Here is a 14,455-nt window from a genome sequence, read left to right on the forward strand (position 1 = left end):
CGTCCTTCCCAGGCGGGCCCTGCTCCCCCGGCTCGCCGTCGCGACCGTCCTTGCCCGGCTCGCCCGGCCGGCCATCGACGCCATCGCGGCCGTCGACACCGTCCTTCCCGGGCGGACCTTGCTCCCCCGGCTCGCCGTCGCGGCCCGGAACTCCCTGCGCTCCGTCTTTCCCATCCGCGCCATCGCGGCCGTCGGCGCCGTCCTTCCCAGGTGGGCCTTGCTCCCCCGGCTCGCCGTCGCGGCCCGGAGCCCCCTGCGCTCCGTCCTTCCCGTCCACGCCATCGCGGCCGTCGGCACCGTCCCTCCCTGGCGGACCTTGCTCCCCTGGCTCGCCGTCGCGGCCGTCGCGGCCAACAACATGGCCGACCTCGATCTCAGCGCCGTCGGTGAGCCGAAGGGTCAGCACGCCTGCTCCGCTCAGCCGAGCGCCAGCCACGCCGACGCCGGGCGCACCATCGGCACCGCGCTCGCCCGGCTCGCCGCGCCTAGGCTCGCGCTTCTCCAGAGCATCGATGCGGGCCAGAAGAGGCCCCGTTGCGTGCTCGACGTGACGCTTGACCGCTTCCACGATCTCGCGTCCGAACGCCTCGCCATCAAACATCAGCGAAGGCCCTTCCAGATGGCGACGAGAGCCTTCCCGGCTTCCTGGCCGATGTTCTCGTTGGCCGCCTCTGCCGCTGCCATATCGGCCTCGCTCTGAAGCCGCTGGTCGGCCTTCGACGAGAGAGAGAACGGATCGTCCTGGGCGTCGCGCTTGGCGAGCGCGGCCAGGCTGAAGTTCTGCTGCTGCAGGTAGACGGCGTTGCCGCCCTCCGTCGGCGGCAGCCCAAGCTTCGCCCGGCCCTCGTCCGGCTTCACGAGGCCGCCACGAACGCCCTCCGACCACGTCTTGACCTGCGTGGCCGTGTCCATTCGCAGGAGCGTGTCGAGGTCGAACTCCGTGCCGTAGGGCTGCGGCAGCGCCAGCCCCTCGTCCAGGGCGAGCTCGATGCTCTCGATGTGGATCTGCAGGCACTGCGCGTAATACTGCGCGTCGAGCGCCTCGACGTTGTTATAGGCCGGTGGCTGCCCGACGCCGACCTTGTAGGCCGGCACGCCGAACACGGAGCAGACCGTCTCGGCCGTCCACTTCAGCTGCTCGAGAAGCTGGGCGTCGGCCGCCTTCACGGCCATGGGCTCGTACTTGAGGCCGTCGCCCAGCACCGCGACCTTGCCGACGTTCGCGCCCGTGTAGTTCCTGTCCCAGTGGTCCTTCAGGCGCTTGGCCGTCTCCTCCGAGATCGCGCCTGGCGCCGTGAGGATGCCGCCCGGGTTCGAGCCGTTGCCGAAGAACTGGGCGCTGTTGTTCTGAATGCGGATGCCTTGAACGGCGGCGAGGCCGCAGGCGTAGATCGGCGAGGTGCCGACGAGGGGGTGATAGATCGTGTTCCAGCGATCGTGGATGATCTCGCTGGCCGGGACCGGCACGGCCGCATCGAGGTCGTTGACGCCAGCAAGGTCGTCGCGGGTGAGCTGGTAGAACACGCTGCCGTCCGGCGCGACGAGTGCCGTCACGCGGTTCGGATCCAGGACATAGAGGGCCACCACCACGCCGCGGCCATCCCGCTCCTTCAGGGCGTAGGTGTTGCCGTGGACGAGCTTCGACTCCATCCAGTTGGTGAAGAACTGGATCCGGTTCTGGAAGCGGTTCGGCTTGCGCAGCACGGGCGAGAATGCAGGGTTTGCCGTCTCTCTCCAGATGCCGTTCTGGTCGACCTCGACGAGGCGCAGGCGCATCTTGGCGATGTCGGACGCGATGAGCGAGACGCAGCGAAACACGGCGCTGTAGGTCAGCACCGTGTCGAGCCGCACCTCGACATTCTGCTGCCACGCCCCGGCACAGGCCTCCCGGATGATCCCCCACCAGCCGCCGCGCCTATCGACGCTGGCGAGGCTCGGGGCCGCCTTCTCGCGCGTGACCGTCAGGCCGAAGATGCGCAAGATCAATCCTCGGCGCGCAGGTCGCGGCGCTGGTAGCTGCCGCCCTTCGGCTCCGTCGCCGCAGCAATCTTCTCGCGCAGCTTGGCGGCGCCCCAACGGCCGTCCGCGGCATCGCCGATCGTCGCCTCGTACTCGGCGCGCAGCTGCTCGATCTCAGCGGCCTTGGTCTCTTCCTCCGGGTCGGCCTGCGGCGCAGGGTCGACCTGCGGGGGCGGGCCGGACTTGCCAATCGCCTGCAGCACGCGGGCATCCCGCCGCGAGGCCTGGAAGGTGTCGCCCGGCTTGAGAATGCGCCCGCCGTATCTCATCGCCTTGGTCGCGATCTGATCAACTTTCATCGCCGCACCTCCAGAGCGTCGCCGGAATCCGGCCGAGCTCGGAGGCCCGGCCGGTTGTCATCGCGCCTCAGGGCGTCTCGGGCTCGTCGCCCCAGGCGATGCCGGTGAGGTACTGAACCGCGCTGTCGCGGCGGCGCATCCAGTTGAGCGTGCGCTCCGCCCGGAAGGCGACGCTGTTCGTCTGGAACATCGACACCACGCTGGCCGCCGTCGGGGTGAGGCTGTCCATCGTCGGGGCGTCGTCCATCTGCAGCGACGCCTCGCGGCTCATGTCGACCGCGATCCCGCCGTCATCGGCCATGTAGATGTCCGAGGCGTTGAGCATCGCGACGACGCCGGCCGGCACGTACTCGGAGGTCACCACCGGGATGCCCCGCAGCGTGCCGCCGTTCATCGTGATGTTCGGGAATTCGGCCTGGCCGAGCGCGTTGACCATCAGCGACAGCGACAGGGCCATGATAGAGCGCATCACCAGCACACCCGAGGTCGGGGCGTTGTTCGCCGTGATGAACGGGCTCATCAGAGCCTTGAGGTCGGCGCGGACCGCGTCGGCATCGTTGCCCGAGGAAGGGATCCCGGTGATCCCGTTCGTGATCGAGGCCGGCGACACTCCGGCCGCGGCTGCCTTGGCCGGGTTGATGAAGTCGATGTCGAGGCGAGCACTCAGCGCCGCCGCGAGCTGATCGCGCAGGATCGTCTCGGCCGAGGGATTGCTGTCGCGCAAGGTCTCCTCGGTCACGACCGCGATGTTCGCGACCTTCAGGGGTTCCAGGGTCTTGCGCTCGAAGTCGAACTTCGTCAGCGGCTTGGCCTTGCCCTCTCCGACCCAGTAGCCGTCGCCGCCGGAGGTCTGGCCGATCAGAGCCACCCGGAACGGCACGCGGCGAAGGGCCGGGATGCCGTTCGCGCCGAACTTGCCCATGATGGTCATAGGCCGCAGGAACTCGACGAAGTCCGCGAAGACGGAGGTCTCGTCGCCGGCCAGGGCGCCCGCCCAGGTGGCATTGCTGGTGGAGCCGGCGGCCACCGCCGCCTTCAGCACGTTCACGATGCCCTGATCGTCGCCGTACTGCTCCTTGGCGATGTCGGCCGCTGCGGCTCGGTTGCCCTGCGCGAGGCCGAGGCAGCGCACGACGCGTGCGAACCGCATGCCGGGCGGCAGATTGTGGCCCTTCACCTCGACCCGGACGCCGGAGCGGACCTGCGAGCCGGTCTCCGCATCCTTCACACCCTCGACGGGCTTGGCCGCGGCACGGTTCGTCTTCTCCAGGGCAACCAGGCGGCCGAGATGTGCGTCGATCGACTTCACCTCCGCGGCGAGGCCGTCGTACTCTTCGGTCTGCTCGGCATCCAGAGTGACGCCTTCCTCGGCGGCGTGGTTCATGAGTTCCGACATGCGCGCGGCCTTGGCCTGGCGCGCAGCCTCGAAGGCCTGGATCTGTTCGGCGATGGTCTTGGGCATGATGCGAGCCCCTTTCGGCTTGCTGATGGTGGTTTGGGGGCCCGGAGCGCCGGGGATGGCAGGCCGATCGGACGCCCTCGGCTCTTTGCCGGACGCGGCGAGCAGGGGGCGGTCGATCGACTTGATCAGGGAAATCTTGGCGTCGGCGTTGGCCGGCACGGTCACGAGGCTGAGTTCCAGCACCTCGGTCTGCAGGTAGCGGATGCCGCCGTCCCGCATGATCTCGTAGCCGTCGGCGAGCGTGCGGAAGCCGATCGACACGGCGCGGACGAGACCGGCCTTGACCTCGCCCCAGGCGGTATCGACGCGATCCTTGAGGGGGCCCGGCTCCTCGATCCTGGGGAGCGCAGCCTCGAACGTGATGCCGTCCTTGGTGGGACGGTCGAACTTGACGGTTCCGACGGGCCGGTCGCTGTCGTGCTGGTGCAGCAGCGGCATCGGGTTCTGGAACGTCACGCCCAGCGGCTCGACCACGTCGCCGACCCGGTCCGGGTTCGGCGTGGTCGCGACGCCGCGGATGATGCGCTGCTCGTCCTCGACCGCTTTCACGGTCAGGAGCGAATAGGCTCGGTTCATAGGGGGTCTCCAGGCGGGGCCTAGACGAAGATCAGCTGGTACTCGGGAGCCCGGGCCGGCTCAGGGTTCAGGCTCATCGGCACGACGGCGTCGAAGAGGGCCATGGCCGGGTCGATCTTGGCGTCGCCCGCGTTCTGCTTGGTCGCGCGGATCGCGGTCGCGGTCGGCTCGATCTTCAGGTTCGACACCGCCCAGGCCATGAGACCGGAGCCGGAGTGGCGGAGCGTGCCGTTCGCCAGCTTCCGCTCGGCCGTCTTGATGGCGTTCATCATGCCGTAGCCCTGGGGCACGCCGACGACGAGCTTGTCCTCTTGGGTCACCTCGATCTCGGCCAGCGCCTCGATGAACTCGCCGAGGCCGGCCGGGTCGACGCCGACGCAGGCGAGCAGGCCCGCGTCCTTCACCTGTTCGACGATCTCGATGATGGCGGCGATGTCGCCGAGCTCGTCGGCGACGATGGTCAGCTCGCCCGCGACCTCGAAGTCGCGCAGCTGCGAGGCGATCGACTTCCGACGCTCGAGCACGCCGGCATGGCACCAAGCATGAGTCCATGCGAGCCAGTCGCGGGTGCCCTTCTCGCGACCCAGCGCGCACAGGCCGAAGAGGTCGTCGAGACCGCCGCCGTCGATGCCGATGCAGACGACCTCAGATCGCTCAATCAGGCTGTCGAGCGTGAGGCCGGCCTCGACCCGCCCCTGCCAGAACTCGGCACCGGCCCACCGGTCAGATCGCAGCGCGAGCCCGATCTCGACGTTGAGGTGTTGCGTCGCCCAGCGCCGGAGCTCCTGCTCGCCAGCCTGCTCGGCCGCCTGGAAGTCCGGGATCAGCCGCTCGACCGTGATGGACTTGCCGGCGTTCGGCGTGACCATCGACCAGTTCGCCCGGTCCTTCCAGTCGGCGTCGGCCGGCATCTCGTAGAGCACGGGCAGGAGTGGCGCCGTGGTCAGCACGCCGTCGCGGACCGCCCTCGCCTTCTGCAGCTCGGCCCGGAACACGCCCGAGGGCGGGCGCTCGGACTGCGTCGTGATCGTCAGCAGGAAAGCTTCCGGCTGAGAGATCATGCCGCCGCGCAGCTGCCCGATGACCCGATCCGCATCCTTGGCCTCGGCGATGACGTGTAGCTCGTCGAGCAGCACGCCGGTCGGCTTCGAGCCCACCACGATCTTCGGGTCGAACGACTTCACCTTCAGGAAGGCTCCGGTCGGCCGGTAGGTGATCTTCTTCAGGTGCTCCTGAACGTGGAACTTGAGGGCGAGGACGGGATCGGCCTCGATCATGCCGACCGCCTGCCGAAACGCGAGGTCGGCCACCTCCTGGGTCGGCGCCACGATCAGGAATTCAGCCCGGGGCCGCCGGTTGACCAGCATGGCGGTCACCATGATGGCCGCGCCGCCTGTCGTCTTCGAGTTCTTCTTCGGCACCAGCACGAAGAACTCCCGCAGGTGTCGGACCTTGGCCTCCGGGTCGTAGGAGCCGAACAGCGCGCCGACGAGATCGCGCATCCAGTCGCCGGCCGCGATCCGCATCTCCGGCTTGCCCGCCACGTCCGGCAGTCGCAGCCGATTGAAGATCGCGACGCCGCGGTCGGCCTCGGATCGGACCAGCGGCAGATCCGGGATCAGCGAGCGCCCCGAACGGATGCGAGCCTGCCAGTCTCGGCAGGTGCAAGACCATGCCGTCACTGCAGCAGGCCGTCCCAGCTCTCATCACCGGAAGACTTCCCGGCCGGCAGCTTCGATGCGCCGTCGCCGGACTCGTCGGACGGTGCCGTGCCCGACTTGAACATGCCGAGGTGCCGGCCGATGTCGACGAGCGCCGCGCGCTTGTCGGCGAGCTTCACTTTCAGGGCGCCGTCCTTGGTCTGCGAGATCTCGGTGATCGCCGCCGCGGTGTCGTCGTCGATGTCGGCGCTGTTGCGCAGAACGACCTCGTTGCCGACCTTCAGGATCGGCTCGCCCTCCTCATTCTCGCCGATCTCCTCGACGTTCGAGCGCCAGGACAGCGCCTTGCGGATGTCCGAGAACCCGAGCTTGGCGAGTTCCGTCACTACGCGCTCGGGCGTCACTCCGGTGCGCTTGGAGATCTCCCGGCGCTCGCGACCGATGGCAGCAGACACCTTAGCGTGCTTCAACAGGCGCGACCCCTCGACCTCAGCGGAACGGGGGCTGTAGCCGGCGCGGATGGCCGCCTGCTTCGCGTTCAAGTCGACGAGATACTCGCGGACGAAACGGGCCTGCTTGTCGGTAAGGTCTGTCATGGATTGAAAAATTTCTGACCGGCGCGGCTGCTGATGGCCTGAAGCCCCACGACGCCGGCGCCTTAGCAAAAAACTGCGGATGGGACCCTGTGCGGTTGCCCGCCCCTGCGGCCCCGGCCTTTCACGCACCCCCCGGGGGTCACCGGAGCCCGAGCTGGGCTGCCTTGGCCTGCGCTGTCACGATCGCGTGGCGGCCTGCGCCGCGGGCCAGCAGGACGCTTCGTTAGAGCGAAAGGCGCGCCCTCCGAAGGCTGACGCAATCCACCAAGCTAGGGAAATGGAAAGCATCTTTCCAAGAGCGAACATCGTTAACCTTTTGCTGAAGCGTTATGCCACAGACTACCTATCGTTAAACGCGGTGCGCCTCAGATGCTCGTGTATGTGATTGCTTCCTGGGCCGGCGCATTGCTGACAGCCGTCGGGCTTTGGGGCCATGGCGTTGTCATCGCGCTTGTTGCCGCACCGTTCGGTGGTAGCGCACTTGCGGTTTGCGTCGCTGGCCTGCTCTACCTTCTTCACACGCCACAGAACCCGCATAAGCCGACCCTGCACATTGCGCACGCGTTGAGCCACGCACGCCGCTGAGGTTCGCTAAGTCCTCACTCCCTACGCACCACACCGTCCGAGGCGTAGAGGCTACTTGAGCCCGAGTCGCCGCGCGCGGGCGGCCGCGGTCTTGCGGGTGTGGCAGGAGCCGCAGAGGACCTGCAGGTTGGCCTTGTCGAGCGGGGCTCCGCCATCTTTCCGCTCGACGATGTGGTCGACGAACACGCGACCGCCCGTTCGTCCGCAGGCTGGGGCCTCGCATCGTCTGCCCCGCTCCTGGATCACCTCGTCCCTGAGCGTTGTCCAGGCCACCGAGGTGTAGAAGCTCTCGGCCGTCTTCGGTGGGGGCTTCGCCGTCCGAGTGTCCAGCGGGAGAAGGCGCGGCCCGATGGTGGTGAGGTGGGGCAAGAGTGCTTCCAGGAAAGCGTGCGGGCTGAGGCATAGATTCAGGATCCTGCCGCTAAGAAAGTCAGGGCCCTAACCACCCGTATAGGTTTTGACCTTCTAGCACTACCTGGGCACCATCCCTGATTATGCGGTAGATTCAACGACTTGCAGAATTCATTCGTTTACGCTAAGTCCTTGATCACCAACGCCCTTTCTCGAAGTCTGCCCACGTAGTGCTAGGGTCCCTACGCCCATCCGGATCGGTGCGCCTGTTGCTCTGCCCGAGCCGTGCATCATGAGTGCCCACCAATCAGCAGCAACACGACGACAGCGACAATCAGGAGAGTCACAAGACTGTAGCTCTCCTCACGGGCAGCCCTGCTGCCGATGAAGCGCCCGCCACTCAGGATGATCGCGATGAGGATCACCAGCAGGAGAGCGGTGAGCGACATCGACTCGCAACTCAATCCTCCGACGTGGCAGGTCCGTAGAGCTTCGTAATGCCGCGGCGGTAATCGGCGAGGGTCATCTGATCAATCGCCTTGCCGGCGGATCTTCGCACACGTTGCATCAAGTCCAGGCTGTGAGGCTTGCCGCTCGCGAAGAAATGGCCGTCGTCGGTCCAGTAGTGGCAGGCGTCCATGCCTTCGATGCGGCCCTCCCAGCGATGGGAGCGGCCGCCTGCCACCGTGACAGGGCCAGCGGTGTGGCCGTCGCGTGTGCGATAGGAATGGCCAGCCTGCAGCTTCATCCTGAATCAGGTGTAGACTGCGACGAGCCCAAACAAGAGCGTGCGGCAAAGGCGCGATCTGGCGCCTCGTAAGTTAGCCCTCGTTCTCGCCCGGCGTCACGCGAACCATCTCCCGCATCACCGCGCCCGGCACGTCGATCCCACCGAGCGCCCAGATCTCCCAGGCGCAGATGGAGAGGACGAGGAGGTCGGAGAGATGGGGCTGGGCCAAGGGCACCAGGCTCACTACCCATTTTCGGTCCGCAACCGTGTTCGTCGATGCCTCAATCGGCAAGAAACATGATAGATCAACTTGAGCAAGCCCGCGATGTCGTTCGATCGAGTGCGCAAAATGTCGGTATTCACACACCTCAAGGCTAAGCTGCAGTGGCTAATGTCCGGCACTCACGCTGACAGGAAGAGCCGCAAACTGGCTGACGACGTGGAGGAAGGCCGATCAATGGGCCAAATGGTCTACTACAGGCGAAATTTCGAAGAAGATTACAACGCGGCTTCCGCGATGCTCAAAGAGCGGATGAACAGCAGGTATCCCAACAGCTTCCACGCTCGCCTCGGTAGCGGCGGCAACAACGCTTACGACCATGGCGACGTGCGATCCGGTACTGTCGACACTGTCTCCACGGCGATAGCTCAGGCTCTGCGCGACGGCGCTACCGTTCAGGAGGCTGCAGAAGCTGGTGCTGCTAGCATCGGCCTCCGATGAGTGGGGCGAGGCGCAGCGGAGCTGGCTTGGAGTGGGGTCGAACATGGCGCCTCTGGGCAACGGGCCGCTCCCCTACAACGGCCTCGAAAAGGTCTACGGCCTGTTAGCCCTTGAGCCAGTCGAGAGCGGCGGCGAGGGCCAGAACGCCGATGAAGCTTGAGGCGGTCTTCTCGTAGCGCGTGGCGATGGCACGCCATTCCTTAAGCCGGGCCCAGAGCCGTTCGACCTGATGGCGGTTGTTGTAGATCCAGGTGGGGCACGCGACGGGAGCCTCGTTGCCCTTTGCCGGGATCGCGGGGCGGGCTCCTAAGTTCCAGATATGCTCGCGGAAGGCATGGCTGGCGTATCCTCGGTCAGCCACCACCCACCTCGGCACGCCTGGCAGCTGATCGAGCAGCGGGATGGCATGGGGCAGTTCGTGTGCCTGGCCGGGAGCCAGGATGAAGGCGACGGCTCGGCCGAGCCCATCGGCGATCACGCAAGCCTTGCTGCCAAAGCCGCCGCGCGAGCGGCCCAATGCCTCGCGCCTGTCCCGCTCAGCTTGTGTGCCCCCTTTCGGCGGGCTCCCGCCGCCTTCTGGTGTGCGCGGATGCTGGTGCCGTCGAGGAACGTCATCCCGAGTTGCACCCCGGTCTTCTGGGCAAGCCGTAGCAGGCGTTCCCAGGCACCAAGGCGCGCCCAACGGATGAAGGTCTGAGCTGCGCGTGCCCATGGACCCAGTTCGGCCGGGATAGCGCGCCACTTGGCCCCGTTCTGATGCCGCCACAGGATGGCAGAGAGCGTGCGGCGCAAATCCCGAGGCGGCGTCTTGCCCTTCGGGCGGCACGCCTCAATCAGCGGCTCTAGCCTCATCCATTCCGCGTCCGTCAGCATCGCCCCTCCCACTCAGGAGGGGCAAAACGCCCGCGCCCTCAACCGGTTCAAGGTCGAACAGGCCGTAGTCTCGCCGAACCTAAGAGGAGAATTCGGCATGGACTGGAGCGACTGTAAGCACAATCCGCAGGCTTACGGGCTTGCGGCCGCGGCTCTCACAGTGGCGCTGATCAAAATCCTTGCGGCGAAGGGTATGCTTTCGCAAACCGAGGCGCGAGAAATCGTCTCTTCAGCACAGCGCGAGTTGGAGCGGTCACAGGCGAGCCACGTGGAAGCCGCGAAGAAGATCGTCGAGACAGAGATCTTGCCGGATTTCCCGGGCCGCTAGGTGCGCCGGGCAGATTCTGGTCAAAGAAGCCGGCTCAGCTCGGGGTCTACATGCCATCCTCGGAGCCGCCCGCCTAACCTATGCTCGGCATCAAGTGCGGGCGTGAGGCCCGGGTATCGAAGGAGGAGCGGATGGAGCCCATCGACTACGACGAGATCGTCACCGTCATCTGGAATGAAGGCGCCACCACGTCATCCGAAGACACTGCAGCGTCGAGCGGCAAGCGGGATTGCAGTTTGAAGGATGCCGTCCTGATGATCATGGACGAGTGGCGAGGTTCGCCGAGGCGATTGGTCAACATCATCCTCCGTGATGCCAAGCCACCGATCACGGCCTACGATGACGTCAGGGCAATCTACGAACGCGATGACTTCCCCGCAGACTGATATGAAAAGCCCCGCAGCGATCGGATCGCTCGGGGCACATCTCTAGATTGGGGAGGAAACGGCAGGGCCTCCGGCAGCCTCACAACCCGTCCTCGCGCTCGACCCGTGCATATTCTTCGTCGATCGAACGCGGGCGGGATGATAGAGGCTTCCTACCGAGCGTCAAGCCCTCACGCGGCGAGCTGCACAGCCGCGAAGTCGAGTTCGATCGGCGTGCTGCGCCCGAAGATGCTGATCTCGGCCAGCATGCGGCGCTGGGCTTCGTCGGCCCCGACTACGATGCCCTGGAACGATGCGAACGGGCCGGTAGTGACACGTACCAACGAGCCCGGCCCGTAGGTCGACGGCGTCTCGCCTGCCTGCTCCGCGGCAAGCCGCGCTTCCTCGGCCTTCTGCGCGAGATGCGCCCGGTAGCTCGTCGCCTCAGCGTCCTTTCGCTCCTGATCGGCCCAGGCGCTCAGCACGGCCGCGTCTCTCGGCCCGAGGTGCAGCGCGCAGGTCTTCGCCTCCTCGGTCATCGTGCGGCCCAGGATCGCGATGAGGCCGTGCCGATTGCGCGGCTCGAGGTCGCGCTCGGCCATCAGGTCGAGATGCTCGGGCCTCAGGCCACCGACGGCGCCGACGAACAGGTAGCTCCGCAGCAGCGGCGTCTGGATCTCCTGACGCGGCAGCCTAACCTCGCCCCGGCGGCGCTCCCGCCAGGAGGTGGCGCAGGGCACGTAGGCCATGAGCGGCGCGAGTCCCCGGGCTTGGAGCGCGTCCTTCTCGCGGCGAAGGCTCACGGCCGCCCGACGCTCGCCTTGCGGTACGGTCGTGCAGACGTACCAGCGCAAGCCCACCTCGCCGACGTCCGGCACCACGTTCCGCTCGTCGGAGGGGATCGGGATCTCGGTCGGCAGCACGGCATCGTGCTGCGGGGTAGCGCGGGCGCGGAAGCGCCCCTGCTGGATGGATCTGGGCATCACGGCGGCCTCTCTCGGGGTCGCCGCGGTCACGGTCGGGATACGCAGGCGCGATCATACTCGGCGATCGCCGGCAAGGGCCGTCCGACCCTTTTTACCCTTCTTACCGCGGGGTCCTAGAGAGAGAGGGTCTGAAGCCCTAGAAAAAGAGAAATGGAGAGATACGATAGTATAAAGGGTAAAAAGTATTTTTTCTTTTCATTATATAGAGTTAGCGCCGTTTCCTCGCCTCCGCAAAAAGGGTTTTTACGGAGGGTAAAAAGGTCGGGCGCGGGCTTCTTGCGGAACCGTAAAAAGGGTTCTTGCGGTCGGCCCGGCGGGGTAAAAAGGTCGGGCGCGACGGGCCCCATGCGGAGGCCCCGCGAGGCCCACTGCCGCCTTGGCCGAGCATCAGAGGCGGTGCTAGGCTTCCTGCATGATCGAGCCGGACCAGACCGCCCACATCGTCAAAGTGAGTTGGCAGGACGAGGGCACGACAGCCGGTCGGCAGACGATGTTCTACGCCGCCCTCACCGAAAGTCCGGAAGAGGCAGTTGAACTGGTCCGACAGGCCGTGAAGGCCGACGCCGAGGTCGAACTCACCGAGGCTCGGCTCTCTCAGGACACGGCTCAGGCGATCGACCTGCTTCCTGGGTTCGCGAGAGCTTTGTGAGTAGGGACGAGTCGGTGGGCCACGCCACCTCCAAGCTTTCGGCTTGATGCGCCATCACTCCTCAGAGCCGCGCCCGGGCGCTGCCCAGCGTCATCTTCATCGAGGAGAATGGCGAGGGACCGGGGTGCGGTTGAGGAAGGCGGAAGTCGACAAAGTTTGAAAGGAGGATCAGCATGAAAGACGTCTGCGCGATATGGGGAACACCTGCCGAGCAATCACCCGTCCTTGGCGATTATGACACCTACGATTCTCCGAGGGCGGGCGGAAGATATCGTGTCGCTAGATCGCTGTTGAAAGAAGCGCGCTGGCATAACAAGACAGCCGAAGATTGCGAGAAACTTACCAAGTGGATAGCCGAGCAGCACAGTAGCGGGGAAACCGAGCCTCTGATTTCAGGCTATGTCTTCGAGCAGTTGTAGCCTGGCGCCCACTGACTCGCTCGGCCACGCACTCACAGAGCACCTGAAGGCGAAGGGGTATCTAAAGTGAGCACAGCTACATTCAACCCATCCGCGGGCTGTGTACCGGCTGAGGACAGGCTGGCGCTGAAATGTGAGGTTCACTGGACTGACCTCGATGCGACGCAAGCAAGCCTGCATGTGAGCGCGCAGACTCCGTGTATTGAAGGCGAGGCCGGATCACAGACGAATGAGCGGGCGATCGCGGCGGCGAAGCTAGCCGCGAGCCGCTTCGCGGGCTCACGATAGGCGCTGCCGAAGCAATTTCCGAAACAACAAACAAGGGAGGAATGTCGTGGACCTTTCACGAGTGGAGCGCTTGACGCTCAGCAACCAGTTCCGGATATTGGCGAAGCTGGAGCCGGGACAGGCAAAGACATGTGAGTTGAACGCTGAGATCCTTGAGCGCGGTTATAAGGCTCTCTACGCAGATATATTTGAGAACATATGGGATGAGACAGACTCAGAGACATACAGAGAAGTTGCGGACACTCTAGATCTCTACCGAGCTTTCGAGGCCCACAAGCGCAAAGGCGGGAACATTCCCGAAAGCTACTACGCTGAATTCCGAGGATTCGACGGGAATCACGAGTGCGATCATTATTCCATCTGCGCGTTCATGCGACGTGAGCAGGGGAAGTGGGCCGAGCTCGCGGATCACCCCGACAACTCGCATGGGCCCACCGTGAGCACTTATCGGCAGATGGTGCGAGAGTGGGACCGGTTAGGCCGCGAGTTTGACCTAAGCAGCGAGCAGGTCGCCTCGATCATGGCTGCTGCAACGCGCTGACTCTCAACGCTCCGCGATTGAGCCTCGCAGCCTCACAGCTCGCGGGGCTCTTCGTCCGGGCTGCATCACGGCCAACACCTGGCCGGGTTCGCAGGCGTCGCGAGTATCAAGTCGCTCACGGCATCAAGAGCGTGAAAGCCTTTAAGTGCTCGGCAACGTCAAGATCAGCAGGACAGACATGTTCCCGAGGATCTGTTAAAACACTCGCTATTTCGACAGCAAACTCTGTTATTGCGCTTTTTCTTAATGCGTTTTTGCTCACTTCTGCGTCTTCCGGGACTAGCTCTATATTACAATGCTCAGCAAGTCCGTCTTCTGGCCAGTGGATTACTCTCACAGAGAAGCTGCCGAAGTCGCATGCATAGAGAGCAGATAGCAAGATTTCGTAGAAGCCTCTGTAGTGGCTAGTCTCATCAGGACGAACTAACGGCCGCTGAAGCTTCTCAGCTTTCTTAGTGTTTCCGACGTCGGCAACCTTGCAGCCAAAGCAATGAACTTCAGCATCGCTCGGCAGTAGAGCTCGAGCACCTACTGAGATTAGGAGGCCGTTGCGGCCGTCACTCATCTTGTCGATCTGCGGAACGGCGACCTGCTCTACCATCAGAGCGCCGTCTACAAACGCTCTAGGAAAGATCACGCATCGTGCAATCCGTTGATCCGCGCCAAGCTGGCCTAGGCCGCCGATGCCTTCCACTGCTTCCCGCCTAGAGCGTTTTCCACGATCCCTGAGTCGGCGTGGCGGGGTGAGCGTTGATCCCTGAGGGTTCGTCAGGGAGATCGCCATGGCCCGTGCCTACAGCCACGATCTGCGTGTTCGCGTCCTGGACGCGGTGGGCGCGGGTCTGTCCCGCCGGGCCGCGGCCCGGCGCTATCGGGTCGGCGTCGCCACCGTGATCCGCTGGGCCGTGCAAGCGACGACGACAGGAGAGACGCGGGCTCAGCGTCAGGGCCGCCCACCCGGCTCCAAGCTCGACGCGCACGAAGCCTTCCTGCTCGCCCTCACCGA

Annotated in this window: 20 protein-coding genes; 8 read left to right on the forward strand and 12 right to left on the reverse strand. The window is 65.2% G+C overall.

Annotated features, from left to right (window positions below):
* The coding region (locus tag J2X36_RS26110; RefSeq protein ID WP_310355052.1) for a hypothetical protein at window positions 1–700 on the forward strand (700 nt) is incomplete at its 5' end.
* Here the strand turns inward: J2X36_RS26110 and J2X36_RS26115 are convergent.
* From J2X36_RS26115 to J2X36_RS26155, 9 genes are all read right to left on the reverse strand, one after another.
* Window positions 601–1,980 (reverse strand): phage portal protein, encoded by a 1,380-nt coding sequence (locus tag J2X36_RS26115; RefSeq protein WP_310355055.1) that lies wholly within the window; start codon window positions 1,978–1,980, stop codon window positions 601–603. The two genes, J2X36_RS26110 and J2X36_RS26115, sit on opposite strands and share 100 nt — an antisense overlap.
* A gap of 2 nt (window positions 1,981–1,982) precedes the next feature.
* Window positions 1,983–2,318, reverse strand: a complete 336-nt coding sequence (locus J2X36_RS26120; protein WP_310355057.1) for a hypothetical protein — start codon at window positions 2,316–2,318, stop codon at window positions 1,983–1,985.
* Between the two features lie 67 nt (window positions 2,319–2,385).
* Entirely contained in the window at window positions 2,386–4,356 is a 1,971-nt protein-coding gene (locus J2X36_RS26125) for a phage major capsid protein (RefSeq protein ID WP_310355059.1), read from the reverse strand.
* A 20-nt stretch (window positions 4,357–4,376) separates the two neighbouring features.
* Complete coding sequence (locus J2X36_RS26130; protein ID WP_310355061.1) at window positions 4,377–6,038, reverse strand: terminase TerL endonuclease subunit; 1,662 nt, start codon at window positions 6,036–6,038, stop codon at window positions 4,377–4,379.
* A complete protein-coding gene (locus tag J2X36_RS26135; RefSeq protein ID WP_405029866.1) occupies window positions 6,035–6,559 on the reverse strand; it encodes a terminase small subunit in 525 nt (174 codons plus the stop codon). The genes J2X36_RS26130 and J2X36_RS26135 overlap by 4 nt, the downstream gene beginning before the upstream one ends.
* Before the next feature lie 690 nt (window positions 6,560–7,249).
* Window positions 7,250–7,567 carry an HNH endonuclease signature motif containing protein gene (locus J2X36_RS26140; protein ID WP_310355063.1) on the reverse strand — a complete coding sequence of 106 codons (318 nt, stop codon included), beginning with the start codon at window positions 7,565–7,567 and terminating at the stop codon, window positions 7,250–7,252.
* A 272-nt stretch (window positions 7,568–7,839) separates the two neighbouring features.
* Entirely contained in the window at window positions 7,840–7,998 is a 159-nt protein-coding gene (locus tag J2X36_RS26145) for a DUF3309 domain-containing protein (protein WP_310355064.1), read from the reverse strand.
* An 11-nt stretch (window positions 7,999–8,009) separates the two neighbouring features.
* The gene (locus tag J2X36_RS26150) at window positions 8,010–8,297 is read right to left on the reverse strand and encodes a hypothetical protein (protein WP_310355065.1); all 288 of its coding nucleotides are present in this window, start codon (window positions 8,295–8,297) and stop codon (window positions 8,010–8,012) included.
* 73 nt (window positions 8,298–8,370) lie between these two features.
* The gene (locus J2X36_RS26155) at window positions 8,371–8,523 is read right to left on the reverse strand and encodes a hypothetical protein (protein WP_310355066.1); all 153 of its coding nucleotides are present in this window, start codon (window positions 8,521–8,523) and stop codon (window positions 8,371–8,373) included.
* Between the two features lie 66 nt (window positions 8,524–8,589).
* Between J2X36_RS26155 and J2X36_RS26160 the strand changes: the two genes are divergently transcribed.
* Window positions 8,590–9,000: a hypothetical protein gene (locus tag J2X36_RS26160; RefSeq protein WP_310355067.1), complete on the forward strand. Its 411-nt coding sequence runs from the start codon at window positions 8,590–8,592 to the stop codon at window positions 8,998–9,000.
* Between the two features lie 103 nt (window positions 9,001–9,103).
* On the opposite strand, the gene J2X36_RS26165 is transcribed toward J2X36_RS26160, so the two are convergent.
* A protein-coding gene (locus J2X36_RS26165) for an IS5 family transposase (RefSeq protein WP_310355068.1) occupies window positions 9,104–9,873 on the reverse strand; the annotation gives its coding sequence in 2 pieces (ribosomal slippage) (window positions 9,104–9,561 and window positions 9,561–9,873; 771 coding nt in all).
* 97 nt (window positions 9,874–9,970) lie between these two features.
* Here J2X36_RS26165 and J2X36_RS26170 point away from each other — a divergent pair.
* Both J2X36_RS26170 and J2X36_RS26175 read left to right on the forward strand, forming a co-directional pair.
* Window positions 9,971–10,201, forward strand: coding sequence for a hypothetical protein (locus J2X36_RS26170; RefSeq protein ID WP_310355069.1), 231 nt, complete (start codon window positions 9,971–9,973; stop codon window positions 10,199–10,201).
* Between the two features lie 131 nt (window positions 10,202–10,332).
* On the forward strand, window positions 10,333–10,587 hold the full coding sequence (locus J2X36_RS26175; RefSeq protein WP_310355071.1) for a hypothetical protein: 255 nt from the start codon (window positions 10,333–10,335) through the stop codon (window positions 10,585–10,587).
* A 170-nt stretch (window positions 10,588–10,757) separates the two neighbouring features.
* Here the strand turns inward: J2X36_RS26175 and J2X36_RS26180 are convergent, their stop codons facing one another.
* A complete protein-coding gene (locus J2X36_RS26180) occupies window positions 10,758–11,549 on the reverse strand; it encodes a hypothetical protein (protein ID WP_310355073.1) in 792 nt (263 codons plus the stop codon).
* A 415-nt stretch (window positions 11,550–11,964) separates the two neighbouring features.
* Between J2X36_RS26180 and J2X36_RS26185 the strand changes: the two genes are divergently transcribed.
* From J2X36_RS26185 to J2X36_RS26195, 3 genes are all read left to right on the forward strand, one after another.
* Window positions 11,965–12,201 carry a hypothetical protein gene (locus tag J2X36_RS26185; RefSeq protein WP_310355075.1) on the forward strand — a complete coding sequence of 79 codons (237 nt, stop codon included), beginning with the start codon at window positions 11,965–11,967 and terminating at the stop codon, window positions 12,199–12,201.
* A gap of 173 nt (window positions 12,202–12,374) precedes the next feature.
* Window positions 12,375–12,620: a hypothetical protein gene (locus tag J2X36_RS26190; RefSeq protein WP_310355077.1), complete on the forward strand. Its 246-nt coding sequence runs from the start codon at window positions 12,375–12,377 to the stop codon at window positions 12,618–12,620.
* A 349-nt stretch (window positions 12,621–12,969) separates the two neighbouring features.
* Complete coding sequence (locus J2X36_RS26195; RefSeq protein WP_310355086.1) at window positions 12,970–13,449, forward strand: YfbU family protein; 480 nt, start codon at window positions 12,970–12,972, stop codon at window positions 13,447–13,449.
* A gap of 115 nt (window positions 13,450–13,564) precedes the next feature.
* Here the strand turns inward: J2X36_RS26195 and J2X36_RS26200 are convergent, their stop codons facing one another.
* Window positions 13,565–14,233 (reverse strand): hypothetical protein, encoded by a 669-nt coding sequence (locus J2X36_RS26200; protein WP_310355079.1) that lies wholly within the window; start codon window positions 14,231–14,233, stop codon window positions 13,565–13,567.
* On the opposite strand from J2X36_RS26200, the gene J2X36_RS26205 reads away from it, so the two are divergent.
* Window positions 14,232–14,455 (forward strand): IS630 transposase-related protein (locus J2X36_RS26205; protein WP_310355082.1); only part of this gene is annotated, 224 nt, incomplete at its 3' end. The two genes, J2X36_RS26200 and J2X36_RS26205, sit on opposite strands and share 2 nt — an antisense overlap.

Source organism: Methylobacterium sp. BE186, assembly GCF_031457035.1.
Lineage (GTDB): Bacteria > Pseudomonadota > Alphaproteobacteria > Rhizobiales > Beijerinckiaceae > Methylobacterium > Methylobacterium segetis.